General features: G+C 71.2%; 23 protein-coding genes and 1 tRNA gene. 13 read left to right on the forward strand and 11 right to left on the reverse strand.

Going from position 1 to position 24,178, the window contains the following annotated elements:
- Positions 1–229: 229 nt before the first annotated feature.
- Positions 230–724 (reverse strand): MarR family winged helix-turn-helix transcriptional regulator, encoded by a 495-nt coding sequence (locus tag ABD466_RS24945; protein WP_344659584.1) that lies wholly within the window; start codon positions 722–724, stop codon positions 230–232.
- A gap of 124 nt (positions 725–848) precedes the next feature.
- Here ABD466_RS24945 and ABD466_RS24950 point away from each other — a divergent pair, with 124 nt between their 5' ends.
- Entirely contained in the window at positions 849–1,589 is a 741-nt protein-coding gene (locus ABD466_RS24950; protein ID WP_344659585.1) for a class I SAM-dependent methyltransferase, read from the forward strand.
- A gap of 32 nt (positions 1,590–1,621) precedes the next feature.
- On the opposite strand, the gene ABD466_RS24955 is transcribed toward ABD466_RS24950, so the two are convergent.
- Positions 1,622–3,604 (reverse strand): LamG-like jellyroll fold domain-containing protein, encoded by a 1,983-nt coding sequence (locus ABD466_RS24955; protein WP_344659586.1) that lies wholly within the window; start codon positions 3,602–3,604, stop codon positions 1,622–1,624.
- 81 nt (positions 3,605–3,685) lie between these two features.
- Positions 3,686–4,693 (reverse strand): LacI family DNA-binding transcriptional regulator, encoded by a 1,008-nt coding sequence (locus ABD466_RS24960; protein WP_344659587.1) that lies wholly within the window; start codon positions 4,691–4,693, stop codon positions 3,686–3,688.
- A 134-nt stretch (positions 4,694–4,827) separates the two neighbouring features.
- Between ABD466_RS24960 and ABD466_RS24965 the strand changes: the two genes are divergently transcribed.
- Positions 4,828–7,026, forward strand: coding sequence for a ricin-type beta-trefoil lectin domain protein (locus tag ABD466_RS24965; protein ID WP_344659588.1), 2,199 nt, complete (start codon positions 4,828–4,830; stop codon positions 7,024–7,026).
- A 74-nt stretch (positions 7,027–7,100) separates the two neighbouring features.
- Here ABD466_RS24965 and ABD466_RS24970 read toward each other — a convergent pair whose 3' ends face one another.
- Positions 7,101–8,309, reverse strand: a complete 1,209-nt coding sequence (locus ABD466_RS24970; protein WP_344659589.1) for a cytochrome P450 — start codon at positions 8,307–8,309, stop codon at positions 7,101–7,103.
- Between the two features lie 443 nt (positions 8,310–8,752).
- Between ABD466_RS24970 and ABD466_RS24975 the strand changes: the two genes are divergently transcribed.
- Together ABD466_RS24975 and ABD466_RS24980 are read left to right on the forward strand one after the other, a co-directional pair.
- Positions 8,753–9,466, forward strand: a complete 714-nt coding sequence (locus ABD466_RS24975) for a hypothetical protein (RefSeq protein WP_344659590.1) — start codon at positions 8,753–8,755, stop codon at positions 9,464–9,466.
- 132 nt (positions 9,467–9,598) lie between these two features.
- Positions 9,599–10,180 carry a hypothetical protein gene (locus ABD466_RS24980; RefSeq protein WP_344659591.1) on the forward strand — a complete coding sequence of 194 codons (582 nt, stop codon included), beginning with the start codon at positions 9,599–9,601 and terminating at the stop codon, positions 10,178–10,180.
- 70 nt (positions 10,181–10,250) lie between these two features.
- On the opposite strand, the gene ABD466_RS24985 is transcribed toward ABD466_RS24980, so the two are convergent.
- Both ABD466_RS24985 and ABD466_RS24990 read right to left on the reverse strand, forming a co-directional pair.
- A complete protein-coding gene (locus tag ABD466_RS24985; RefSeq protein WP_344659592.1) occupies positions 10,251–11,255 on the reverse strand; it encodes a sensor histidine kinase in 1,005 nt (334 codons plus the stop codon).
- A gap of 146 nt (positions 11,256–11,401) precedes the next feature.
- Positions 11,402–12,058 carry a response regulator transcription factor gene (locus ABD466_RS24990; RefSeq protein WP_344659593.1) on the reverse strand — a complete coding sequence of 219 codons (657 nt, stop codon included), beginning with the start codon at positions 12,056–12,058 and terminating at the stop codon, positions 11,402–11,404.
- Positions 12,059–12,198: 140 nt separating this feature from the next.
- Between ABD466_RS24990 and ABD466_RS24995 the strand changes: the two genes are divergently transcribed.
- Both ABD466_RS24995 and ABD466_RS25000 read left to right on the forward strand, forming a co-directional pair.
- Complete coding sequence (locus tag ABD466_RS24995; protein WP_344659594.1) at positions 12,199–12,726, forward strand: D-alanyl-D-alanine carboxypeptidase family protein; 528 nt, start codon at positions 12,199–12,201, stop codon at positions 12,724–12,726.
- A gap of 64 nt (positions 12,727–12,790) precedes the next feature.
- Positions 12,791–12,854 (forward strand) — tRNA-Gly (locus ABD466_RS25000).
- Between the two features lie 110 nt (positions 12,855–12,964).
- Here ABD466_RS25000 and proS read toward each other — a convergent pair.
- Entirely contained in the window at positions 12,965–14,407 is a 1,443-nt protein-coding gene (proS, locus tag ABD466_RS25005) for a proline--tRNA ligase (RefSeq protein ID WP_344659595.1), read from the reverse strand.
- Positions 14,408–14,456: 49 nt separating this feature from the next.
- Between proS and ABD466_RS25010 the strand changes: the two genes are divergently transcribed.
- A complete protein-coding gene (locus tag ABD466_RS25010) occupies positions 14,457–14,996 on the forward strand; it encodes an LOG family protein (RefSeq protein WP_344659596.1) in 540 nt (179 codons plus the stop codon).
- Between the two features lie 14 nt (positions 14,997–15,010).
- On the opposite strand, the gene ABD466_RS25015 is transcribed toward ABD466_RS25010, so the two are convergent.
- Positions 15,011–15,541: a GNAT family N-acetyltransferase gene (locus tag ABD466_RS25015; RefSeq protein WP_344659597.1), complete on the reverse strand. Its 531-nt coding sequence runs from the start codon at positions 15,539–15,541 to the stop codon at positions 15,011–15,013.
- A gap of 79 nt (positions 15,542–15,620) precedes the next feature.
- Between ABD466_RS25015 and ABD466_RS25020 the strand changes: the two genes are divergently transcribed.
- Together ABD466_RS25020 and ABD466_RS25025 are read left to right on the forward strand one after the other, a co-directional pair.
- On the forward strand, positions 15,621–16,307 hold the full coding sequence (locus ABD466_RS25020; protein ID WP_344659598.1) for a response regulator transcription factor: 687 nt from the start codon (positions 15,621–15,623) through the stop codon (positions 16,305–16,307).
- Positions 16,308–16,323: 16 nt separating this feature from the next.
- Positions 16,324–17,454 (forward strand): sensor histidine kinase, encoded by a 1,131-nt coding sequence (locus ABD466_RS25025; RefSeq protein ID WP_344659599.1) that lies wholly within the window; start codon positions 16,324–16,326, stop codon positions 17,452–17,454.
- Here the strand turns inward: ABD466_RS25025 and ABD466_RS25030 are convergent.
- Positions 17,441–17,920, reverse strand: coding sequence for a VOC family protein (locus tag ABD466_RS25030; protein ID WP_344659600.1), 480 nt, complete (start codon positions 17,918–17,920; stop codon positions 17,441–17,443). The genes ABD466_RS25025 and ABD466_RS25030 overlap by 14 nt on opposite strands.
- Before the next feature lie 38 nt (positions 17,921–17,958).
- Positions 17,959–18,825 (reverse strand): helix-turn-helix domain-containing protein, encoded by an 867-nt coding sequence (locus tag ABD466_RS25035; protein WP_425558729.1) that lies wholly within the window; start codon positions 18,823–18,825, stop codon positions 17,959–17,961.
- Between the two features lie 126 nt (positions 18,826–18,951).
- Between ABD466_RS25035 and ABD466_RS25040 the strand changes: the two genes are divergently transcribed.
- On the forward strand, positions 18,952–20,094 hold the full coding sequence (locus tag ABD466_RS25040; protein WP_344659602.1) for a lipid II:glycine glycyltransferase FemX: 1,143 nt from the start codon (positions 18,952–18,954) through the stop codon (positions 20,092–20,094).
- 34 nt (positions 20,095–20,128) lie between these two features.
- Here ABD466_RS25040 and ABD466_RS25045 read toward each other — a convergent pair whose 3' ends face one another.
- Positions 20,129–21,472 (reverse strand): UDP-N-acetylmuramoyl-tripeptide--D-alanyl-D-alanine ligase, encoded by a 1,344-nt coding sequence (locus ABD466_RS25045; RefSeq protein ID WP_344659603.1) that lies wholly within the window; start codon positions 21,470–21,472, stop codon positions 20,129–20,131.
- Between the two features lie 87 nt (positions 21,473–21,559).
- On the opposite strand from ABD466_RS25045, the gene vanH reads away from it, so the two are divergent.
- Genes vanH through vanX form a run of 3 tightly spaced genes read left to right on the forward strand, consistent with a single transcriptional unit; the run spans position 21,560 to position 24,172 of the window.
- On the forward strand, positions 21,560–22,531 hold the full coding sequence (vanH, locus tag ABD466_RS25050; RefSeq protein WP_344659604.1) for a D-lactate dehydrogenase VanH: 972 nt from the start codon (positions 21,560–21,562) through the stop codon (positions 22,529–22,531).
- The gene (gene vanA, locus ABD466_RS25055) at positions 22,524–23,564 is read left to right on the forward strand and encodes a D-alanine--(R)-lactate ligase (protein WP_344659605.1); all 1,041 of its coding nucleotides are present in this window, start codon (positions 22,524–22,526) and stop codon (positions 23,562–23,564) included. The genes vanH and vanA overlap by 8 nt, the downstream gene beginning before the upstream one ends.
- Positions 23,561–24,172 (forward strand): D-Ala-D-Ala dipeptidase VanX, encoded by a 612-nt coding sequence (gene vanX, locus ABD466_RS25060; protein WP_344659606.1) that lies wholly within the window; start codon positions 23,561–23,563, stop codon positions 24,170–24,172. The genes vanA and vanX overlap by 4 nt, the downstream gene beginning before the upstream one ends.
- The last annotated feature ends 6 nt before the right edge of the window (positions 24,173–24,178 follow it).

Consider the following 24,178-nt stretch of genomic DNA (forward strand, 5'->3'; position numbering starts at 1 on the left):
TCGGCACCCCGCAGGTGCAAGGCCGCGGCGAATCGGCGCCGATCCACTGGCAGCGGTCGGAATGGATCTCATCCGCGCAGCGCGCCAACTCGGTCAGCGAGCGCAGGGGAAGGCGCGGAAGCAGGGGAAGCGGCTCATCGTGCACTGACACAGGCTGTCGCAAGGGACTGACAGGGCGCACGCCGGGGTGATCTCGTAGCCCTTCATGCGATCGCCGAGCGCTGTGCGGTCACCCGTCAGCCGTCACCTCCATGCCGGCGGCGTTGAAGGCCTTCAGGGCCTCGACCAGCCGCTCCCGGTGCCCCGCGGGCATCCGCTCCACGATGGCGGCGATCTCGTGGCGGCGTCGAACGGTGACCCGGTCGACGACGTCGCGTCCGGCGTCGGTGAGGGACAGCAGGGACTCGCGGCGGTTCTCCGGGTTGGGGGAGCGGGCGAGCACGCCGGCGGCGGTGAGGCGTTCGGCCATCCGCGTCGCGGTGGAGGGATTCACGGCCAGGTGCTCGGCCAGCCGGGTCAGCCGGAGCGGCCCGCGCGAGGCCAGCACCGTCAGCACACGGAACTGCGGCAGGGTCAGGCCGTCCCGGACCTCGTTCAGCGACCGCGCCGACAGGGCCACCAGCAGCTGCGAGGCGGTGAGCACAGCCTCGGTGACCTGGTCGGCGTCGGACGGCGGCGTCCCCGGTGCCGTGCCGGCACCGGACCCGTTGTGGGGGGCACTCACACCTCCAGTTCTACCGTGCCCGATCGCAGTGTGCTGAGCCGTCCCCCCGCTCAACTCCCCCCATGCGGGTTTCGCCGGGCCTGCGCTCTTGCACAAGGCAAACGACGGGGGCAAGGTGGATGCCGTGGACCCGGCCAGCGCTGCGGCGCCTCCCGGCGGCGACCATCACGCGTCGCCGGTCGCCGCGCGCTTCGATCTCTGGGCTCCCGACTACGACTCCAGTGTCCTGCAGGAGGCCTTCTACACCCGGCTGCACCATCACACCCTGCTCCTGGCGTCACACGCGAATCCGGCCCCGGCCCGGGTCCTCGACCTGGGCTGCGGCACCGGCCGCCTGCTGCGCGCCGCGGCCGCCCGCTTCCCGCGCGCCGACCTGATCGGCGTCGACATCTCCGCGGGCATGCTGCACCGGGCGGCCCGGACCACCGTCGCCGGACCGGGCCGGCCTGTCTATCTGCAGGCCGACGCGGCCCATCTGCCGGTCGCCGACGCCGCGGTCGACCTCACGATCTGCACCGCCAGCTCGCACCACTGGCCCGATCCCGAGCCGCCGCTGGCGCAGCTCCGCCGGGTCACGGCCGACGACGGCTACCTGATCCTCGCCCACCTGCCCGGCATCGCCGACTGGGACCTGAACGCCGCCGGCTCCGGCCGGACGAATCCCCGCACCGGCACGTCCCGCCTCACCGCGCTGCTCGGTGCGGCCGGGTTCCGCATCACCAAGGCGGCCCTGTACGCGGAGTGCCCCGTGATGCCCACGACCGTCGTCCTGTGCGCCCGCCCCGACACCGCACCGCGTCCCCGCGGCGTCATCAGGCTTCTGCGATCGGGCGCGATCGGCGACGGCCAGCGCGGGCGGACCTGACCGCCGGCCTGTCGCCGGATCCTCCCGTCCGCCTACGCGTTCATGAACTCCCCGACCCGCAGCGGCCGGTCCGTGATCCGCACGTCGCCGATCCAGCCGTTGTGCACCTGGTTGATCGACCCGCCGTACTCGTACCCGCCGAGCAGCCACGGGTGCTTCAGCGTCGTCAGCCCGATCGCCGGCGTCGACGGGTTCCGGACCAGCTCGCAGCCGTCCACGTACATCCGGGTCAGCCGGCCGTCGTTCACCACCGCGACGTGCCACCACCTGTCCAGCGGCAGTTCGTGGCCCCAGTTCGTCGACGATCCCGCCTGGTTCAGCGGGTACACGCACCACTGGAGTTCGCGGCCGCCGGACAAGCTCAGGGTGGCGATCGGCTCGTCCGGGTCGACGTTGCCGCCGGACTTGCCCGCCTCGCGGCTCAGACCCCAGCGGCTCAGCAGGGCGCTCCACGCGTTCTGCGAGGAGTCCCAGTCGGCGGGCAGCTTGAAGAAAGCCTCGAAGGTGTAGCCGTGGTCGAACGTCGCGGCGTTCAGCGGCGCGTTCGGGACGGTCTGCAGCCAGGCGCCCCGCGTCGGGTCGCCCTGACCGGTGAAGCGCAGGCTGCCGTGGCCGGGCTGGTCCGGGTGGTGCTCGGCGGACCAGCTGAGCGCGTTGCCCGTGGTGCCGGACGCGGCCTCCTTCACCAGGTCGTTGCCCTTGCCGGTCAGATCCCTGATGACCTGCTTGTCGCCGATTGCCGCGCCGTCGCCGCCGCCGTTGTCGAACCGCCAGTACGCGACCGTGCCGCGGACCATCATCTTGTCCGCGGGCCGCGCCGGCCGCGCCGGGACGGGGGCGAAGCCGGAGAAGCGCTCGGTGAAGTCGATCGGCACGCTGAAGCGGTCCACCGGGGACGTCAGCTCGATCTCCTGGCCGGCCAGCTCGTTCACGCGGTCCTCGGCCATGGCGCGGATCCACGGCGAGAACGTCGACACGTCGATCGTGCCGCGCCGCGTGTCGAACCGGTAGGCGCGGATCATCGCCGCGCCGCCGTAGTACCGGTCCTGGTAGTTGGTGATGTGGACGTGCACGTCGTGGCCGGCGGCGTTGCTCAGCGTCGTCGACCCCGGAGGCCAGAAGTGCCCGTTCAGGGTCAGGAACACCTGGTCGTTGTCCTTGATCAGCCCGTCCCACAGCTGCCGGCCGTAGTCGGAGAGGTGGGCCTGGCCCGCGTCGTCCGCGTACGCCAACTCATGGGTGGTCACGATGACCGGCATCGTGGGGTGGTCCGCGATCACCTTGCGGGCCCAGGCGAAACCGGCCGGGGAGAGCCGCCAGTCCAGGGCCAGCAGCAGCCACTGGCGGCCCGCGGCGCGAAAGACGTGAAAGGTGTTGTAGCCGTCGGGGCTGGCGCCGCCGAACGTCGCCGACTTCGCGGCCCGCGCCTTCGTGAAGGTGCTGAGATAGGGGGTCGCCCCGCGCTGGTCGTCGCCACCGGAGCCGACGTCGTGGTTGCCGGCCAGCACGCTGTACGCGGCGCCCTTGCGGTCCAGCATCTCGAACACCGAGCCGACTGCGGCGAACTCGCGCGCCTGCCCGTTCTGCGTGATGTCGCCGAGGTGCGCGAGGAAGACGATGTTGTCGTTGTCGTCGCCACCGCTGAGGACGTGGCGGAACGAGGCCTCGAGCGGGGCCGGGTGGATGCGGTCCTCGTCGAACAGGTACTGGGTGTCGGGCATCACGACGAGCGTGAACACCGCGCTGTCGGCGTCCGGGCGCCACGTGGCGCCGGGGGCCGTGGTGTCGATCGTGGTGACGTCGTACGGGCTCGCCGCGCCGCCGTCGGCGGTGGCCGCCTCGGCGGAGGACGCCGGTCCGAACACGGTGGCGCCGGAGGCCAGCGCCGTCGCGCCGGCACCGAGCAGCCCTGCGTTGCGCAGGAAGGCCCGGCGGCCGGTCGCCGCCGGCCCCGTGGAGTCGAAGTCGGCAGTGCGGGGGCACTGGCAGTGGGGGTCTTCGTGCACGTGGTCCATGGCTGCGAAGGTAGGTCGCGGCGGGGAAAGCGCGAGGATCCCGCCGGGCAAGGCCAGCCGAACAAAGATGAAACGCGTTAGTTAGGGAGCCTCCCCGGTACTTCCCCGTACGACCAGCTCCGTCGCGAGCTCGATGTGCAGCGCGTCCAGCGCCTGCCCCTCGATCAGTCGCGTCAGCATCGTCACCGCGATCCGCCCCATCTCCGGCAGCGGCTGGCGCACCGTGGTCAGCATCGGCGCGGTGGCCAGACTCATCTCGCTGTCGTCGAACCCGGTCACCGCCAGGTCGCGCGGCACGCGCAGCCCGCGCTCCGCCGCCGCCTGGAACACCCCGACCGCGACCTTGTCGTTGAAACACACGATCGCCGTCGGCCGCTCGGGCAGGTCCAGCAGCTCGCCGCCGGCCGCGACACCGGTGAAGATCGCCGGCTCCCCGTACCGCACCAGGTCCGGGCTGCCGAGCAGCCCCGCCTCCGACAGCGCGGCCAGATGGCCCGCCATGCGGTCCGCGCCGGTGAGCCAGTCCGCCGGGCCGGAGACCACGCCGATCCGCCGGTGGCCGAGCCCGATCAGGTGCCCGGTGATCGCGCGGGCGCCGGCCGTGTGCGCGGCCGCGATGGACACCATGCCGCGCGGCACCGGCTTGCGCGGATCGACGATCACGACCGGGAAGCGCCGCTGCTGCAGGAACGCCAGGTCCTCGACCGGTTCCGGGGGCAGGATCAGGACCGCCCCGGCCACGGTGCGCTCCGCCGGCAGTTCCCTGAGAACCGGCGCCGGCAGCCGCGAGTCGCCGACGTCCAGCAGCACCTGCCGCCCCGAGAGCGCCAGCGTCTCCGCGACCGCCGTGACCAGGCCGCCGAAGTAGTCGCTCAGCCGGTAGGGGCAGCGCACCAGGACCGGCAGCTCCGGTTTCGGCAGCCGCGGGCGCGGCACGGGCGCCGTGCCGCCGAGCCGGCCGATGGCCTCGGCCACCCGGTGCCGTGCGCTCTCCGACACCTGCCCCTGCGCGTTGATCACCCGTGAGACCGTCGCGATCGACAGCCCCGACTCCGCGGCGATGTCCCGGACCGTGATCCGCTCCGTCACCGGCTCCTCCCTCCCCTGGAACAGCCCTTTGTTTCAGAGCCATTCAAGCATTGACGCGCTGGAAACGCGCTGCTTCACTGCCCCATCAGAACACGCTGTTACTGAAGTGTTTCTGTAACAAAGGAGGATCTCCGATGACTGCCACCCGATCCGGTCTGGCCAGATCCCGGCTGCCGCTGGCGCTGCTCGGCGCCCTGGCCCTGATAGCGAGCCTGCTGGCGGTGGCTCAGGTCGCCAGCGCGGGGAAGGCGCGGGCCGCCGCGAACCCCGTCGGCCCGATCGTCGGCTACCAGGGGCTGTGCCTGGACGACAAGTCCGCGTCCACGGCCAACTTCAACCCGATCACCGTCTACACCTGCAACGGCACCGACGCGCAGAACTGGACGGTGGACACGGCCGGCCACACCCTGCAGGTGCTCGGCAAGTGCCTGGACGTCAACGGCGGCGGGACGGCGAACGGCACCAAGGTCGACCTGTACGACTGCAACGGCACCGGAGCTCAGGTCTGGATGCCGCAGGCGGACGGCACGCTGCTGAACCCGCAGTCCGGCAAGTGCCTGGACGACACCGACTGGTCCACGACGCCCGGCACCCAGGCCCAGATCTGGGACTGCGCGGGCAGCGCGAACCAGCAGTGGACGCTCCCGACCACCGGGGGCGGCGGCATCCCGACGCCGGACTTCGGCCCGAACGTCACCGTCTTCGATCCCTCGATGCCCACCGCGACCATCCAGGCGAAGATCAACAGTGTCTTCGCGACGCAGCAGGACAACGAGTTCGGCACGCAACGCAACGCGCTGCTTTTCGCGCCGGGTACCTACAACGTCAGCATCCCGGTCGGCTACTACACGCAAGTCTCAGGACTCGGACTCTCACCGGACGCCGTCGACATCACCGGCAGCGGCATCAACGTCCAGGGCCACGCCGCCGACGGCAACGCCACTCAGAACTTCTGGCGCGACGTCGAGAACATGTCGCTCAGCCCGGGCTCCGGCAGCACGATGTACGCGGTCTCGCAGGCTGATCCGTTCCGGCGGATGGACGTGCACGGCGGGCTGCTGCTCTACGACAACACGCACGGCAGCGGCGGCAACTGGTCCAGCGGCGGCTACGTCGGCGACTCCCGGGTGTCGGGGCAGATCAGCTCGGGTACGCAGCAGCAGTTCCTCACCCAGGACACGGCGATGAACGGCGGCTGGAACGGGTCGAACTGGAACATGGTCTTCGTCGGCGACACCAACGCCCCGTCCACCACGTTCCCGAACCCGCCGTACACCACCGTCGCGCAGACCCCCACGCTGCGCGAGAAGCCCTTCCTCTACATCGACTCCGCGGGCACCTGGCAGGTGTTCGTCCCGGCGCTGCGCACCAACGCCCAGGGGCCGGACTGGACGAACGGCACCCCGGCCGGCACCTCGATCCCGGTCAGCCAGTTCTCCATCGTCAAACCCGGAGACACGTCGGCCACGATCAACGCCGCCCTGTCGGCCGGCAAGAGCCTGATCGTGACGCCGGGCGTCTACCACCTGGCCTCGGCGCTGAACATCACGGCGCCGAACACGGTCGTGCTCGGCCTGGGACTGGCGACCCTGGTCCCGGACAACGGCAACGCGGCGATCACGACCGCCGACGTGGATGGGATCGACATCGCCGGACTGCTGATCAGCGCCAACACGACGAACTCGAACGTGCTGATGCAGATCGGCCCGGCCACGTCCGGGGTCAGCCACGCCGCGAACCCGACCGTGCTGCAGGACGTGTACTTCCGCGTCGGCGGCGACCAAGCCGCGCGGGCCACCCAGAGCCTGGTGGTGAACAGCAACGACGTGATCGGCGACGACTTGTGGCTCTGGCGGGCCGACCACAGCAACGGCGTGGGGTGGAACACCAACCCCGCGGCGAACGGTCTGATCGTCAACGGCGCCGACGTGACGATGTACGGCCTGGCGGTCGAGCACTACGAGCAGTACCAGACCGAGTGGTTCGGCAACGGCGGGCGGACGTATTTCTACCAGAGCGAGACGCCCTACGACGTCCCCGACCAGGGCAGCTGGACGCCCGGAGGAGGAACCCTGGGCTACGCCTCCTACAAGGTCGGCTCCTCGGTCACCTCGCACCAGGCGTGGGGTCTGGGCGTCTACGCCTACCTCCGCGACAATCCGTCGGTAGTGCTGGACCACGCGATCGAAACCCCGAGTGGTTCGGGTATCGCGTTCCACGACATGGTGACGACGGTGCTCGGCGGCGACGGGACGATCAACCATCAGATCAACGAGAACGGCGGACAGGTGACGCCGAGTCACAACGTCGCGTATCTGGTGAGCGGCCCATGACAACACTTTGAGCCAGGGAGGCAATCGGCCGGCAGGGACCCGATCCCTGCCGGCTCCTTCTTGTATCAGGCTACTTACCAGACCAGGTTCAGCACCTGGAGCGAGCCGTCGCGGGGGATCACGGTGTGGCCCATGGTCCCAGGCTCCTCGGGCCGCAGGCGCAGTCCGGGCAGGCGTTCGGTAAGCGTCCGCAACGTCGCCCCGGCCTCCTCGCGGAACAGCTGCGCGCCGACGCACGCGTGCGGCCCGTGGCCGAAGGACAGCTGGCCGCCGCCCGCGCGGGTGATGTCGAACTCGTCCGCGCGCTCGTGGACGGCTGGATCGTGATTCGCCGAAGCCAGCATGACCATCAGCGTCGCCCCGGCCGGGATCTCGACGCCGGCGAGGGTGACGGGCGCCTTCGTGACGCGGCGGACGCTCTGCATCGAGGTGTCGTACCGCAGGGCTTCCTCCACCGCTCCCGGAATCAGATCCGGTTCGGCGCACAGGGCTTCCCACTGCTCACGATGACGCAGGAGGTTGAGAACCATGGTGCCGAGCAGCGGGGTGGCGGTGATGAACCCGGCGATGAAGAGGTTCTGGAGGTTCGACACCACTTCGTGGCGCTCGTCGAGGGTCAGTTCGCCGGTGCCGGGCGCGAGTGCGGTGAGAAGCGACGTGCCGAGATCGTCCCGGGGCTCGGCGCGCCGGCGCCGTGCGAAGTCGTCGAACATCGCGCGCATCGCCGCGAAGTCGCGCGCGGCGGCGATCTTCCGGTCCTCGCCGACCGGGAGGAAGTGCATGACCAGGGCCTGCGCCGTGCCGTGGACTGCGCGGGCGACGTCCTCGGGGTCCAGGCCGATCAGGTGGCCGATCACGCCGGCGGCCAGCGGAGCCGCGAAACCGCCCACGAACTCGACCTCCCCGGAGCCGGCGAACCCGTCGACCAGCCGGGCCGCCTGCTCGGCGACGAACGGGGCGGCGGCCTCGACGCGCGCCGGAGTCAGGCCCGCGAGCAGCGGCGCGCGGTAGCGGCGGTGCTCGGCGCCGTCGGAGTTCACCACCACGCGTCGGCCGCCGACGCTGTCGGCGAGCTCCGCGCGCACGGCCGGAGCGAGGTGCTCGTCCATCGGCAGGGTGTTCGCCGAGGAGAAGTCGTCGGCGCGGCGGAGCACCTCCCGGACGTCGTCGTGCCGGGCGACGACCCAGGCGTCGAGGGCGGGGACGAAAAGCGGTCCGCCGGGCCGGCGGCCGTCCCGGGAAGCGGCGTACGGGTCCTGAAACCAGATGTCTGATTCGGTCATGTTTCGAGTGAAGCGCAGGGCCGGCGTCTCGACCACCACGGCCGCGCCGCGTACATCGGCCGCCCCTTGCACGCCCCTGGACTGCCCCTTTCTCGCGCGTCGCTGACATGGGTCTAGACCTAATGGACTAGACCAAGCCGCTCGAAAGCCTTGACGCCGCCGACGGGGAGCAGTAGACCTTCCATGACAACCCGTTATCCGCATGGCAAACCACGAATACGCGGATCGACAACACTTCACGCTTCCCCGTGACGTGCGGGCCTACGACGACGCCGCCACCTTCATCCCTCACTCACATCTGGCGGCGTCGGCGGAGGACGTGGGGCGGCTGTCAGCGCTCTGCTCCCGAGGAGGGGCACGGCGCCCTGCCACGGCACCACCCCGGTCCCGGCATGCCGGCCGGGACCGTCCTGAGCTCTACCGCATGGAGAAAGGACTCCCGCATGCAACGCATCTCCACCGGACGGGGGCTGGCCGCGGGGCTGGCCGCCGCCGCCCTGGCGGCCGGCATCGCGGCCGTCGGCACCGGCGGCAGCGCCGTCGCCGACAGCAACACCACCACGGCGGTCTCCTCCGGCCCGGCCACCTACACGCAGGCCGTGCCCACCGGCTCCCCGTCCCAGTACAGCTCACCGCTGGAACGCTGCGCCACCGGCGTCGACCACCCGATCAGCGGCGCCAACCCGATCCTGAGCGAACCCCTGAACACCGCGTTCACCAGCAACGTGGGCCTGTCCGAGTCGGTGTCCTTCGCCGGCAACGAGTGGTACGGCGACTGGACGTTCACGTTCACCAACACCAGCACCCAGACCCTGTCCACGGACTGCGCGGTGCTGATCTGGCGCGCGGCGTCGAGCTCCGACGACCACGGCTACGGCGCGTCCGTAGCCTACGGCCACCCGCAGCAGGACTACGTCGAGGTGCCGCGCGGCGACGGGACGTCGTTCTACATCGCCCGCCTCGGCTTCCACGACGTGACCCTGGCCCAGCGCCAGGTCCCGCCGGGCGGCACGTTCACCTACCGCTGGGGCGGCCAGCCCAGCTCGGCGATCAGCCTCACCCAGATCCGCGACTCGCTCCGCTTCACGGCGGACCTGACGTTGGACGCCAACCAGTCGATGGTCCTGCACTACGGGACCGACCGGCTGACCAACTGAGCCCCGGCCCGGGGCGGCGGCGTGTGCCGGCCCGCCGCCCCGGTTCCGGTTGGTTCCGGTTGGTTCCGGTTGGTTTCGGTTTCGGTTTCGGCTTCGGGTTGTGGGTTCGGCTGCGGGAGGGAGGAACGATCCGTGGCGTCCAGTGAAGAGCTCGACGGCTTGAGCGGCCTCGACCCGGCCGGCGACCTCGATGACAGCCACCCGTGGTACGCCCTTCGCGGCCGGGCGGGCGGCTGGTGGTTCCTCCTCGCGGTCGTCGCCGCGGTGATCGCCGCCAACGCCCTGCTGGCGAGCTGGTCGACCAAGTCCCACCCCCGCGAAGTCGGCTCCGGACCCGCACCCCGACCGGAGTCCCGGCAGGGGGTGTCAGTGGCGCAGCGCGAGTTCGGCCTGCTGGCCGGCGGCGGCTGGGCCCAGGCCTGGCAGCTGTGGTCCTCCACCGCCCGCAGTGCTCTGAGTCAGTCCGACTTCGTCCGCCTGAACACCGAGTGCCGCCCTGCGTTGGGCGTCCCCTACACGATCGACTCGACCGTCCCCGTCGGCACCACCATGGTGAGCGTCACCTGGCATCAGGCCTCGACGACCGGCACGGCCGGCGTCGTCTACGAAGGCGGCGAGTGGCGCTTCGTGCCGGACGCCGCGACGCTCGCCGACTACCGCCAGGGTGCCGACAAGGTGATCAGTGAGCGGAGGGCCGCCGGCCGATGCCACTGACCGGCAGCCGCCGCGCCGTCGTCGCCGGCGGTGCTGTCAGCGCTGGGCCCGCGCGAACCGTGCCCACGCCTCAACCCCGCAACGTCACCGTCACGACCAGCCCGCCCTCCGCCCGCGGCACCGCCTGCAGATGCCCGCCGTGCGACCGCACCACCGCCCGGACGATCGACAGCCCCAACCCGCTCCCGTGCGCCGATCCCACCCGGTCGGTCAGCCGCCGGAACGGCTCGAAAAGCATCGGCACCTCGTGCGCCGCGATCAGCGGCCCGGTGTTGGCCACCACGAGGCTCGCCCCACCCGGCGCCGGCCCGGTCCGCACCCGCACCACGCCGCCCTCGACGTTGTACCGCACCGCGTTGTCGACCAGGTTCCGGACCACGTGCGCCAGCAGTACCGGATCGCCGTGCGTCTCGGCCGGCTCCAGGTCGTCCGCCACGCGGACGCCGCGCCGGACCGCCTCCGCGCGCACCACCGTCAGCGCGGCGTCGGAGGCCGCCAGCTCCGCCAGGTCGACCGGCACGTGCAGGGCCGGCGCCTGCTCGGCCCGGGCCAGCATGAGCAGCGCGTCGATCAGGCGCTCGTGCCGGGTCCCGACCTCCAGCAGGTTCTCGCCCAGGCGCAGCACCGCGTCCGGCGCGCCGGGGCGGTTCATCGCCACCTCGACCAGCGTCCGGTTGATCACCAACGGGGTCTTCAGCTCGTGCGCGGCGTTGGCGATGAACCGGTCCTGGCCGGTGAAGGCGTCGTCGAGGCGGTCGAGCATGGCGTCCAGGCCCTCGGTGACCCGGCGGATCTCCCGCGGTCCCCGCAGGTGCCCGACGCGCACGTTCATCCGGCTGCCCGTGACCGTGTCGATCACGTCCGCCAGCTGCTCCAGCGGCCGCACCACCAGCCCGGCGGCGAACCAGCCGCCGGCCCAGGAGGCCGCGGCCAGCGCGGCCAGGTAGAGGCCGCCGCCGATCAGGAACACCTGTCGCACCTGGTAGACCGCCGACAACGCGGCGTAGCCGAGGAACAGGTTGGTCACGCCCGCGGTGGCGACGATCATCAGGCCGAACAGCAGCGCGGCGAACACCAGGGCCAGGCGGAAACGGAGGCTGGGGGCGCGGACGCCTGGTTCCCGAGCCGGCCGCCGGCCCGGCGGGGCCGCGAGACGAGGCGGGTCCGCCGGGTCCGCCGGATCTGCCGGGTCCGCAACCGGGCGCCGGCCGCTTCCCCCGCTCACCGGATCACATACCCGACGCCGGTGAGCGTCTCGATCACCGCCGGGTCGCCGAGCTTGCGCCGCAACGACCGGATCGTCACGCGCACGATCGTCGTGAACGGGTCGATGTTCTCGTCCCAGGCCCGTTCCAGCAGCTCCTCCGCAGACACCGGCGCGCCCTCGGCACGCAGCAGCTCCTCCAGCACCGCGAACTCGTTGCGGGCCAGCACGATGTGCCGGCCGTCCCGGGTGACCTGCCGATACCGCGGCTCCAGACGGATCCCGGCGCGCTCCAGGACCGGGGCCACCGCGGGGCGGGAGCGCCGCCCCAGCGCCCGGATCCGGGCCACCAGCTCGGCGAAGGCGAACGGTTTGGCCAGGTAGTCGTCGGCGCCCAGGCTGAGGCCGTCCACCCGTTCGGCCAGCGTGGTGGACACCGTGAGCATCAGCACGCGCTCGCCGCCGTCCCCGTCCACGATGGCCCGGCACACCTCGTCGCCGTGCACCACCGGCAGGTCGCGGTCCAGGACCACCACGTCGTAGGCGTTCACCGCCAGCCGCTCCAGGGCCGCCGCGCCGTCGGTGACGACGTCGACCGCGAACGTCTCCTGCCGCAGCCCCTCGGCGATGGCGTCGCCGAGCATCACCTCGTCCTCGACCACCAGAACCCGCACCGGTCCAGCTCCCCTTGCCCGTTACTTCCGCGACGGGCCGATGCGCCCGGCCCCGCCGCGAGCCTGCCACACCCGATGTGAGCAGCAGGTGAGCGACATCGATCACCCTACATTCACGGCGGGGGTGGTGATCTGCCTCCATGAGACGCATCCGGGCCGTCGCCCTGACCACCGCCGCCGCGGTCGCCGCCACCGGCGCCGCCGCCTGGGCCCTGCACGACCGCGCGACCGGGCCGGTTCTCGGGCAGACCTCGTGTGACCAGATCGACCACGGCACCGCCGCCGACGCCGCGCGCGCGGTCTCCGGCCTGACCGCCCCGACCCGCGCCGCCCTCACCGAAGCGCAGCAGGCGGGCCGGCACGCGGGGGTCGCGCTGACCGTGAACTCCGGCTACCGCTCGGCCGCCTACCAGCAGCGTGTCTACGACTGCTGGGTCGCCCAGACCGGCTCGGCCGAGGCCGCACGCCGGCACGCCCTGCCGCCCGCCGAGTCGGCCCACGTGGCCGGCACCGCCGTCGACGTGGCCCCGCCGTCAGCCGCCGCCTGGCTGGAGCACAGCGCTGGGAAGTACGGACTCTGCCGACGCTACGAGAACGAACCCTGGCATTTCGAATACCAGGGTTCTTATTCAGCGCACGGGTGCCCGGCGCTGCTGGACCACCCCTGACCCGATATCGGCTGGCGGCGAGGGCCTCAGAGCTTTACCGTTGGCGATGTCGCGCCCGCCGGGTGCGCAGGTGAGGGATACTTCAGTCTTCCCAACTGGAGGCCCGGGTTCGATTCCCGGCAGCCGCTCGCGGCTGTGGTGTAACTGGCAAGCACTTCGTACCTTCACCGCTTCGATCTCCGGCGGGTCGACACCTCCTCATAGGGCGCGTGAATCCGGGCGCGTGAACCGGGGGGCGTCAGTAGGCGCGGCCGAACAGGACCCGCTTCCCGTAAGCGGACGGCGCATCGCACCGCACACACGTCCCCGAGTCCGCCGCTCCCGCCAGGGGGATGCACCTCGGCGTGGCCGCGGTCTCCGCCTTGATCTCGTCCTCGCACTCCGGGCGCCCGCAGTGCAGCGCCCGCGCCCAGCCGCTCGCGACGGCGTCGGTGAACTCAGGCCACGTATCCACGGTCCTGGTCCGCGACTCGCGGAACTCCGTCGCCCGCTGCACCAGGAACGTCTGGAAGTCCTCCAGCTCCTGCTTCAGCACCTCCGGCGCGTCCTCGAGGCGGATCGCCGTCTTGCCCTCGTGGCCGAGGCGCCGGGCCAGCAGGGCGGTCCCGGCCGCCAGGTCCCGGGGGCCGATCTCCAGGCGCAGCGGGACGCCGCGCAGCTCCCAGTCGTTGAACTTGAACCCCGGCGAGACCTGCGGGCGGTCGTCGACGTGGACCCGGATCCCGGCGTCCTTCAGCCGGGCGGCCAGCCCCCGGACCGCCGCCAGCACCGCCTCGCCCTGGTCGCCGCGGGCGATCGGCACGATCACCACCTGGTACGGCGCCAGCCGGGGCGGCAGCACCAGGCCCTTGTCGTCGCCGTGCGTCATGATGACGCCGCCGATCATCCGGGTCGACATGCCCCAGGACGTGGTGTGGCACAGCTCCAGCTGCCCGGCGTCGTTCGAGAACTGGATGCCGAACGCCTCGGCGAAGTTCGTGCCCAGGTAGTGCGACGTCCCGGACTGCAGCGCCTTGCCGTCGCGCATCATGCCCTCGATGGTGAACGTCCGCACCGCGCCGGCGAACCGCTCCCCGGGCGTCTTCTCGCCGGGCACCACGGGGATCGCCGCGATGTCCCGCGCGACCTCCTCGTAGACGGCGAGCATCTGCAGCGTCTCGCGCATCGCGTCCGCCTCGTCGGCGTGCGCGGTGTGGCCCTCCTGCCACAGGAACTCGGTCGTGCGCAGGAACATCCGCGGCCGCAGCTCCCAGCGCACCACGTTCGCCCACTGGTTCAGCAGCAGCGGCAGGTCCCGGTAGGAGGAGACCCAGCGGGCCATCATCTCCCCGATGACCGTCTCCGACGTCGGCCGCACGACCAGCGGCTCCTCCAGCTCCTTGCCGCCGGCGTGGGTGACGACCGCGAGCTCGGGGGAGAAGCCCTCGACGTGCTCGGCCTCGCGCTTGAGGTACGACTCCGGGATGAACAGCGGGAAGTACGCGTTCTCGTGCCCGGTGTCCTTGATCCGCCGGTCGAGCTCGGCTTGGAGCAGTTCCCAGACCCGGTACCCGTACGGTCGGATGACCATGGTGCCCTTGGCCGGGCCGCGTTCGACCAGCTGGGCCTTGGTGACCAACTCGTTGTACCAGGAGGAGAAGTCCTCGCTCTGCGGGGTGACCCCGCGCTCGTCGCGTGCCATGTCAGAAGGCTACCCGCGCAGCGTGTCCGAGCGCGGGTACGGTGATCCCATGCGTATCTGCGTCTTCCTTTCCGCCGCCGACCTCGACGAGCGCTACACCGTTCCGGCTCGGGATTTCGCCGAACGGCTCGGGAAGGGCGGCCACACCCTGGTCTGGGGAGGATCGGACGTCGGCCTGATGAAGGTCGTCGCGGACGGCGTCCACGAGTCCGGAGGCAAGCTCTGCGGCGTGTCGGTGGAGTTCCTGGCGGACAAGGCGCGCGCGGTCGCCGACGAGATGATCGTCACCGCCGACCTGGCCGAGCGCAAGAAGCAGCTGCTGGAACAGGCGGACGCCGTCGTGATCATGGTCGGCGGCACCGGGACGCTGGACGAGGCGACCGAGATCCTGGAGCTGAAGAAGCACGGCCATACCGCCAAGCCGGTCGTGCTGCTGAACTCCGCGGGGTTCTACGACGGACTGAAGGAGCAGTTCCGGCGCATGGAGGCTGAGGGCTTCCTGCCGCTGCCCCTGGCCGAGCTGGTGCAGTTCGTGGACGAGCCGGGCGAGGCGATGGCGTACCTGGAGTCTGTGCTCTCGCCGGCCTGATCCGATCCGCGGGGCTACTCCCGGGGCCCCGCGGTCGCCGCGAGGCGGCGCTCGAAGAAGATCCAGTACTGCTGGAGGTGCGGCGGGATCTCCGTCCCCGGGTAGGGCGTCCGCTCCGCGAACCCGCGCGACCGGTACAGGCGCTGCGCGTCGGCCATGAACCGGGCGGTGTCGAGCCGCACGGTCGCCGCACCCATCCGCCCGGCCTCGTCGAGCAGCCGGTCCAGCAGCCGCGAGCCGACGCGCAGGCCGCGGCACTCGGGCACCACGTACATCCGCTTCACCTCGACGACGCCCGGCTCCAGGGTGCGCAGCCCCGCCGCCCCCACCAGCCGGCCGGTCTCCTCCTGCACCACGAACAGGGCTTTGGACGGATCGGCGTACTCCAGCACCGCATCACGCAGCCCGGAGACGTCGGTCGGCGAGTCCTCGATGCCGAAGGTCTCGTGGAGCTCCCGGAGCGCCGCGGTCATGTAGTCCACGAGCAGTTTGGCGATTTCCCCGGCCTCGGCGGGGAGTTCGGCGCGGCGGATCATGATGGTCATGTAACAAACACCTCCGGGGAGAGCACACATACAGTTTTCGGTACGCCGACGATATGCGTCGGCTCGTAGCCTGGTGAACATGCGCGTGTTGGTTGTTGAGGACGAGCCCTTGATGGCGGAGGCCATCCGCGACGGACTGCGCCTGGAAGCGATCGCCGCGGACATCGCCGGCGACGGCGACACGGCGCTGGAGCTGCTGAGCGTCAACGCCTACGACATCGCCGTCCTCGACCGGGACATCCCCGGGCCCTCCGGGGACGAGGTCGCCGAGAGCATCGTCGCCTCCGGGAGCGGGATCCCGATCCTGATGCTCACCGCGGCGGACCGCCTCGACGACAAGGCGTCCGGGTTCGAGCTCGGGGCGGACGATTACCTCACCAAGCCGTTCGAGCTGCAGGAACTGGTGCTGCGGCTCCGGGCCCTGGACCGCAGACGCGCCCACAGCCGGCCTCCGGTGCGGGAGATCGCCGGCCTGCGCCTGGACCCGTTCCGTCGCGAGGTCTATCGGGACGGTCGCTACGTCGCGCTGACCAGGAAGCAGTTCGCGGTGCTCGAAGTCCTGATCGCCGCAGAGGGCGGGGTGATCAGTGCCGAGGAGTTGCTGAAACGGGCCTGGGACGAGAACGCCGACCCGTTCACCAACGCCGTGCGCATCACGGTCTCGGCGCTGCGCAAGCGGCTCGGCGAGCCCTGGGTCATCGCCACGGTGCCCGGTGTCGGCTACCGCATCGACACCGAGGGTCACGGGGGAGGGGATCGTGGATAGAGCCGTGGATAGAGCCGTGGACAGAGCACCGGGTCGGAGCGTCCGCTGCAAACTCATGCTCAGCTATACCGGCCTGGTCATGCTCGCCGGCCTTCTCCTGGTGGCCGTGGCGTGGGTCTTCGTCTTGCGCTGGCTGCCGACCAAGGACCCCCGCCTCATCAAGGAGGCGTTCCCCGGTCCGGTGATCATCGGTGGCCTCAGCCGCTCCGACGTGATGCGGGGCTTCGCTCCCGCCGCCGCCGGGGCGCTGGCCTTCCTTCTGGTCCTGGGCCTGGTGGGAGGGTGGTTCCTGGCCGGCCGGATGCTCGCGCCGCTGAACCGCATCACGGACGCCACCCGCGTGGCCGCGACCGGGTCGCTGTCCCACCGGATCGCGATGGAGGGCCGCAGCGACGAGTTCCGGGAACTCGCCGACGCCTTCGACGGCATGCTCGCGCGGCTGGAGGCCTACGTCGAGGGACAGCAGCGGTTCGCCGCCGACGCCTCTCATGAACTGCGCACCCCGTTGGCGATCACGCAGGCGCTGCTCGACGCGGCCCGCAGCGACCCGCTGCGCGACGGCAGCGAGCTCGACGAACGTCTCCGCACGGTCAACGCCCGGGCGATCGACCTCACCGAGGCGCTGCTCCTGCTCAGCCGCGCCGACCAGGGGTCCTTCCCCCGAGAGCCCGTCGACTTGTCCCTGCTGGCCGAGGAAGCCACGGAGACGCTGCTCCCGCTCGCGGAGAAACACGGCCTCGCCATCGAGACCTCGGGCGATGTGACGCCCACGATCGGCTCCTCGTCGCTGCTGCTGCAAGTGGTCACGAACCTCGTGCACAACGCGATCGTCCACAACCTGTCCGAGCACGGCACGGTGTGGGTGACGACCCATGCCGACCCCGACAGCGTGGTGTTGACCGTCGAGAACACCGGTGAGCAGCTCACGCCCCAGCTGGTCGCGACCCTCGCCGAGCCGTTCCGGCGCGGCACCGGCCGCGTCCACAGCGACCACGCGGGGGTCGGCCTCGGCCTGGCCATCGTCCGGGGCATCACCCGAGCCCACGACGGGACCCTCACGCTCACGTCGCGGGCCGCCGGCGGTCTCCGCGTCGAGGTGCGGCTTCCTCTCGCGCCGGCGGCCGAGGTCCTGGCTACTCGCCCTTGAGCGGATGTCCGCGGTATGTCCCGAACGACCAGCGGTTCCCCTCGGGATCGCGGGCCTGGAAGTCCCGCGAACCGTAGTCGGTGACGAAGGGCTCCTTGATGATCTCGGCCCCGGCGGCTTTGGCCCGGGCGTGGAGCTCGTCGGTCTTGTCGGTGACCACGTACGCGCCGAACGACCCGGCTTCAAGCGCCCACGCGTCCTCGCGCACGCTGCCGAGCATGATGCCGCCGCCCTCGGGCCAGGCCAGCTCGGCGTGGCTGACGGTGTCGCCCTCGGCGTAGACGACGGTGGGAACGAAGCCGAACGCGTCGGAGAGGAACGCGATGAGCGCGTGGGCGTCGCGGGCCCGGAGCGTGGGCCACACCTGCGGGGCGGGCGTCTGACCGGTCGTCGTCTGGCCGGTCGGGGCCTGGCCGGTCGTCGTCACGTCGGGCGTCGTCTGGTCGGTCGTCGTCTGGTCGGTCATCGGGATCGGCCTCCTCGGATCGGGATCTGTTCCCAGCCTCACCCGCCGGCGTGCCGCGCAGCTTGGATGTTTCGGAACTCCTCCGCCACCCAGGCGACCGGCGCGCATCCGGCCAGCGCCCGGAACTCGCGGTCGAGATGGGCCTGGTCGAAGTAGCCGTGCTCGGCGGCGAGATCGGCCAGCCCCAGGCCGCGGGAGGGGGCGACGTGCGGACGCGCCGCGCGCACCCGCGCCGCCAAGGCCCGCCGCGCCCGATCGAACCGCACCACCCGCGCCGCGGCCTTCGGCGTCAGACCGATCTCCTGGCGGAACCGCGCCGCCAGGTGCCGTGTGCTCCACCCCACCTCGTCGGCCAGTTCCGGCACCGGGACCGCTCCTCCCGACGTCACCAGCCTCCGCCAGGCGCGTTCCACCTCCGGCGCCACCGGGCGCCGCGCGTCGACCAGGGCCCGCCGCCGCATCAGCCACGCGTCGACGGCCGCGAACCGCGCGGGCCAGTCCGCCGCCTCCCGCAACCGTTCCTGCACTTCCGCCACATCCCGCCCCAGCACCTCATCGGCCGCCACGTCGACGCCCGCGACGGCTCCGGCCGGCATCCCCAGCAGCCCCCGCGCCGCCAGCGGGTTCACCATGAGCTGCACCCCGGACTGCCGCCCCTCGTGCACGATCGTCGCCGGCGAGGTGTGCAGCCCGCCCAGCAGCGTCCCGAAATCCCCGGGCGCCTGCTCCGGATCGGGATGCGCGGCGACGCTCAGCGGCTCGTCGATGGTGACGATCAGCGTCAGGTAGGGCGAGGGCAGCCCTCGATGCTCCGCCGGAGCGATCCCGGCCTGCCGGTATCCGGAGTAGAAGGCGACATCGTGACTCAGCGCGGCATGAGGCGTGCCGCGAACTGACTCGTCGATGATGGCCACGCCTCCATCCTCTCAGCCGAGCGCCGCCGTCACCTGGGCGGCGAACGCCGGAACATATCGTCGCCATATCGAAAACCGCGTACATGCCGGCAACACGCGGCCGTCTTGACTGGGCAGATGCCCCCTAGCAAGAGTCTTGCCATCGTGCCGATCAGCGCCGCCGACCACCTGGCCTTCGTCCAGGCACAGCGCTCGGTCAGCTTCCTGCAGACCCCGGCGTGGGGGCGCGTCAAGACCGAGTGGGGCAGCGAGTCCCTCGGCTGGTACGACGGGCGGCAGCTGGTCGGGGCCGCGCTCGTCCTGCACCGCCCGGTGCCGCGCCTCGACCGCTTCACCCTGGCCTACCTGCCCGGGGGACCGGTCATCGACTGGACCGGCGAGATCGCCGACTGGCTCGCCCCGCTGGCGGCCCACCTCAGGGCGCGCGGCGCGTTCGCGATCCGGCTCGCTCCGCCGGTGCGGACGCACACCTGGGACGCGGCGCAGGTCAAGGAAGGCATCGCCGACGCGGGCACCACCCGGCTGACCGCCATGACCGCCATGACCGCCATGACCGGCGAGCGGCCCGACGCGCTCGGTGCCGGCGTGACCCGTCAGCTCAGGGACGCGGGCTGGCTGCCCCGGAACCCTGAGAACGGCTTCGGCGCCGGACAACCGCAGTTCACGTACGAGATCCCGCTGGCCGGCAAGACCGAGGACGACGTGCTCAGGGGCATGAACCAGCTCTGGCGCCGCAACATCAGGAAGGCGGCCAAGGAAGGCGTCGAGGTCACGGTCGGCGAGGACCTGAAGGCCTTCCACGACCTCTACGTCCACACCGCCGAGCGCGACCGCTTCACACCCCGGCCGCTGCGCTACTTCGAGACGATGTTCGCGGCGATGAGAGCCGAAGACCCAGAACGGATCCGGCTCTATCTGGCCCGCCACCGGGGACACCTGGTCGCCGCCACGATCCTGGTCCGCGTCGGCGCCCACGCGTGGTACACCTACGGCGCATCCTCCACCGAGAAGCGCGAGGTGCGCGGCTCCAACGCCTGTCAGTGGGCGATGATCCGCGACGCGCTGGCGGCCGGCTGCGACGTGTACGACCTGCGCGGCATCACACCGACCCTCGATGCCGCCGACCCGCACGTCGGGCTGATCCAGTTCAAGGTCGGCACCGGCGGCCAGGCGGTGCGGTACGTGGGGGAGTGGGACCTGCCGCTGCGACCGATGGTCTACCGCGCCTTCGACCTCTACATGAAACGGCGCAGCGGCTGAGCCCACGCGGCGCCCGGTCCACGCGGCGCCCGGTCTACGCGAGCGCCGCGGCGACCTCGTCGAGGCGGGCGCCCCGGGAGGCCTTGACCAGCACCACGTCGCCCGCCGTGAGCTGGCCGCGCAGCCAGTCCACGGCGGCGTCGTTGTCGGCCAGAGCGACCGCGCGCTCTCCGGCACCGTCGGCCATCGGCCGGGCGGCTTCGCCGATCACGGCCACCACGTCCGCGCGGGCGGCGGCGTACCGTCCGACGGCGCGGTGCTCGGCCGTGCTGGCCTCGCCGAGTTCGAGCATCTCGCCGAGGACGGCTATGCGGCGCCCGCCCTCGATCGCCGCCAGCGCGTCGAGCGCGGCGCGGGTCGAGTCGGGGTTGGCGTTGTAGGAGTCGTTGAGCAGAGTCGCGCCGCCGGCGAGGTCGCGCAGCTCCATGCGCCACTTCGACAGCGACGCGGTGGCCAGCGCCGACGCGGCCGCGACCAGCGGCACCCCGGCCGCCAGCCCCGCCGCCGCGGCCGCCGCCGCGTTGAGCGCCTGGTGGGCGCCCACGAGCGGGAGAGCGACGACCGCCGAGGCGTCGGCGGTCCGCAGGGTGAAGGACGGCCGGCCGAGCCGGTCCAGGGCGAGGTAGAGCACTTGCACGTCGGCGTGCTCGCTCCGGCCGAACGTCAGGACCGGACCCTCGGTGAGCGAGCGCATTCCGGCCACGCGCGGATCGTCCGCGTTGAGGACGGCGGTGCCGCCGGGAGCGAGCCCGCGCACCAGCTCGCTCTTGGCCGTCGCGATGGCCCCGCGCGAGCCGAACTCGCCGAGGTGGGCCCGGCCGACGTTGAGGACGACGGCGATGTCGGGCGCGACCAGGCCGGTGAGCGCGGCGATGTCGCCGACGTGGCGGGCTCCCATCTCCAGCACCAGGTACCGGTCGGCGGCTCCGGCGCGCAGCATGGTGAGCGGCACGCCGAGCTCGTTGTTGAACGAGCCGGTCGTGGCGGTCGTCGGCGCGGCGCTCGCCAGCACGGCCGCCAGCAGGTCCTTGGTGCCGGTCTTGCCCTGGGAACCGGTGACCCCCGCGACGGTGAGCCCGCCGCGCAGCCGTGCCACCACGTGCGCGGCCAGCCGCTGCAACGCGTGCCGGGCGTCGGGGACGACGACGGTGGGCAGCGGCGTGGCCCGGGAGCCGAGCACGGCCACCGCGCCGGCCCGGCCGGCCTGGACGGCGTAGTCGTGGCCGTCGGCCTGCTCGCCGGCGAAGGCGACGAAGAGCCCTCCCGGCTCGGCCCGGCGGCCGTCGAGCACAGCAGGCGCGGTCACGGTCACGGCGTCGTCGCCCTCGACCGTTCCGCCGACGACTTCGGCGATCTCCCTGAGACTGAGCGCGATCATGCGTTCAGCCAACGCGTCGCGATGTTGTCAGGACGTATCGAAAACGCCATACGTGCTGGCAACACCGTGCTTCCTTGACTGGAGGCCATGACCTTCAGGGCAGGAATCACGGTTTATGGATGCGAGCAGGACGAAGCCGCCTTGTTCCGCGAACTCGCGCCTCGTTTCGGCGTGGTGCCGACCATCACCGAGGTAGCGGTCTCTGAAGCCACCACCGAGCTGGCGCGCGGGAACCGGTGCATCAGCGTCGGCCACAAGACGCGCGTCACACAGGCCACGCTCACCGCGCTCAGCCGCGCCGGCGTCACCTACATCTCCACCAGGAGCATCGGATACAACCACATCGACGTGGCGCACGCGGAGAGCGTCGGCATCTCCGTCGAGAACGTCGCGTACTCGCCGGACAGCGTCGCGGACTTCACGCTGATGCTGATGTTGATGGCGGTGCGCAACGCCAAGTCCATCGTCCGGCGCGGTGACGTCCACGACTACCGGTTGCCCGACGTCCGCGGGAAAGAGCTGCGGGACCTGACCGTCGGAGTGATCGGGACAGGGCGCATCGGCACCGCGGTCATGGCCAGGCTTCGCGGCTTCGGCTGCCGAACCCTGGCCCACGACAGCCGCCCCAAGACCTTCTCCGACTACGTACCGCTCGATGAGCTGCTCCAGCAGAGCGACATCGTCACCCTCCACACGCCGCTCACCGCCGAGACGCACCATCTCCTGAACCGGCGACGGATCGAGCGGATGAAGCCCGGCGCCTTCGTCATCAACACCGGACGCGGTCCGCTGCTCGACACCGAGGCCCTCCTCTCGGCGCTGGAAAGCGGCAGGTTGGGCGGCGCGGCGCTGGACGTCCTCGAAGGCGAGGAAGGGGTCTTCTACGCCGACTGCCGGGACCGGCCCATCGACAGCAAGCCGCTGCTGCGGCTGCAAGAGCTGCCGAACGTGCTCATCAGTCCGCACACCGCCTATTTCACCGACCACGCCCTGAGCGACGCGGTCGAGAACTCCATCATCAACTGTCTGCGATACGAAAGCGGGAACCACCATGGATAAGCTGAGGATCGGCATCATCTTCGGGGGCCGCTCCGAAGAACACCCCGTCTCCGTCAAGTCCGCACGAGAGATCGCCAAGCACCTCGACCCCGAGAAGTACGAGCCCTTCTTCATCGGGATCACCCAGAGCGGCGCCTGGAGACTCTGCGACAGCCCGGACGGGGACTGGGAGAACAGCGGCGGCCGGCCGGTGATCCTGTCGCCGGACAGCAGTGTCCACGGACTACTGGTCCTGGAGCGGGGAAGCTTCGAAACGATCCGCCTGGACGTGGTGCTTCCCGTCCTGCACGGCAAGCTCGGCGAGGACGGCGCGATCCAGGGCTTGTTCGAGCTCTCCCGCATCCCCTACGCGGGCTGCGACATCCAGAGCTCCGCCCTGTGCATGGACAAGTCCCTCACCTATGTCGTCGCCCGGAACGCGGGCGTCGCCACGCCGGACTTCTGGACCGTCACGCCGAACGAGAGCGTCGACCCCGACCAGCTCACGTATCCCGTCTTCGTCAAACCGGCGCGCTCGGGTTCCTCCTTCGGCGTCAGCAAGGTGTCTCACCGGGAAGAACTGCCGGGCGCCCTGGAATCCGCGCGGCGCTACGACTCGAAGGTGCTGATCGAAGAGGCCGTCGCCGGCAGCGAGGTCGGCTGCGCCATCCTGGGCAACGACCTGGACCTGATCGCCGGCGAGGTCGACCGCGTCGCCCTGTCCCACGGATTCTTCCGGATCCACCAGGAGAGCACACCCGAGACCGGTTCGGAGAACTCGACGTTCATCGTGCCCGCGGACATCCCGGCCGAGGCACGCTCGCTCGTCCAGGAGACCGCGAAGACCGTCTACCGCGCCCTGGGATGCCGGGGCCTGGCGCGGGTGGACCTGTTCCTCAAGGACGACGGAACGGTGGTCCTCAACGAGGTCAACACGCTGCCCGGCATGACCTCGTACAGCCGCTACCCGCGGATGATGACGGCCGCCGGGCTGCCGCCGTCCGACGTGATCGACCGCCTGGTGGCGCTGACGTTGACGGGAAAGCTGCGATGAACGACGGCTTCGTCTTCGTGGACGAGCTCGCCCCCGGAATACGCTGGGACGCCAAGTACGCCACCTGGGACAACTTCACCGGCAGGCCGGTGGACGGATACCTGGCCAACCGCATCGTCGGAACGACGGCCCTGTGCGAGGCCCTCGACCGCGCCAGGGAGAAGGCCGAGTCACTCGGCTTCGGTCTGCTGCTGTGGGACGGCTACCGGCCGCAACGCGCCGTGGACCGCTTCCTGCGCTGGTCGCGGGAGCCGGAGGACGGCCGGACCAAGCCACGTCATTACCCGAACATCGACAGAGCCGAGATGTTCGAGAAGGGCTACGTCGCCGCCAAGTCGGGCCACAGCCGGGGCAGCACCGTCGACCTGACGCTCTACCACCTGGCCACCGGCGAACTCGCGCCCATGGGAGGAGACCACGACCTGATGGACCCGGTCTCCCACCACGGAGCGGAAGGGATCACCCACGTCGAAGCGCAGAACCGCCAACACCTCTGTTCCATCATGGAAGCCTGCGGTTTCCGTCGGTACGACTGCGAGTGGTGGCACTACACGCTCAGCGACGAGCCGTATCCGGATACGTACTTTGATTTCCCTATCGTGGGCTGACACCCG

This window comes from Catenulispora subtropica (assembly GCF_039531675.1).
Lineage (GTDB): Bacteria > Actinomycetota > Actinomycetes > Streptomycetales > Catenulisporaceae > Catenulispora > Catenulispora subtropica.

What these genes read in the sequence shown, in the direction of transcription:
- proS (WP_344659595.1), bottom strand. Translation starts at nt 14,407, where the DNA reads ATGGCACGCGACGAGCGCGGGGTCACCCCGCAGAGCGAGGACTTCTCC.
- ABD466_RS25045 (WP_344659603.1), bottom strand. Translation starts at nt 21,472, where the DNA reads ATGATCGCGCTCAGTCTCAGGGAGATCGCCGAAGTCGTCGGCGGAACG.
- ABD466_RS24965 (WP_344659588.1), top strand. Translation starts at nt 4,828, where the DNA reads ATGACTGCCACCCGATCCGGTCTGGCCAGATCCCGGCTGCCGCTGGCG.
- vanA (WP_344659605.1), top strand. Translation starts at nt 22,524, where the DNA reads ATGGATAAGCTGAGGATCGGCATCATCTTCGGGGGCCGCTCCGAAGAA.
- vanH (WP_344659604.1), top strand. Translation starts at nt 21,560, where the DNA reads ATGACCTTCAGGGCAGGAATCACGGTTTATGGATGCGAGCAGGACGAA.
- ABD466_RS25010 (WP_344659596.1), top strand. Translation starts at nt 14,457, where the DNA reads ATGCGTATCTGCGTCTTCCTTTCCGCCGCCGACCTCGACGAGCGCTAC.
- vanX (WP_344659606.1), top strand. Translation starts at nt 23,561, where the DNA reads ATGAACGACGGCTTCGTCTTCGTGGACGAGCTCGCCCCCGGAATACGC.
- ABD466_RS25030 (WP_344659600.1), bottom strand. Translation starts at nt 17,920, where the DNA reads ATGACCGACCAGACGACGACCGACCAGACGACGCCCGACGTGACGACG.
- ABD466_RS24970 (WP_344659589.1), bottom strand. Translation starts at nt 8,309, where the DNA reads ATGACCGAATCAGACATCTGGTTTCAGGACCCGTACGCCGCTTCCCGG.
- ABD466_RS24995 (WP_344659594.1), top strand. Translation starts at nt 12,199, where the DNA reads ATGAGACGCATCCGGGCCGTCGCCCTGACCACCGCCGCCGCGGTCGCC.
- ABD466_RS25020 (WP_344659598.1), top strand. Translation starts at nt 15,621, where the DNA reads ATGCGCGTGTTGGTTGTTGAGGACGAGCCCTTGATGGCGGAGGCCATC.
- ABD466_RS25015 (WP_344659597.1), bottom strand. Translation starts at nt 15,541, where the DNA reads ATGACCATCATGATCCGCCGCGCCGAACTCCCCGCCGAGGCCGGGGAA.
- ABD466_RS25040 (WP_344659602.1), top strand. Translation starts at nt 18,952, where the DNA reads ATGCCCCCTAGCAAGAGTCTTGCCATCGTGCCGATCAGCGCCGCCGAC.
- ABD466_RS24955 (WP_344659586.1), bottom strand. Translation starts at nt 3,604, where the DNA reads ATGGACCACGTGCACGAAGACCCCCACTGCCAGTGCCCCCGCACTGCC.
- ABD466_RS24975 (WP_344659590.1), top strand. Translation starts at nt 8,753, where the DNA reads ATGCAACGCATCTCCACCGGACGGGGGCTGGCCGCGGGGCTGGCCGCC.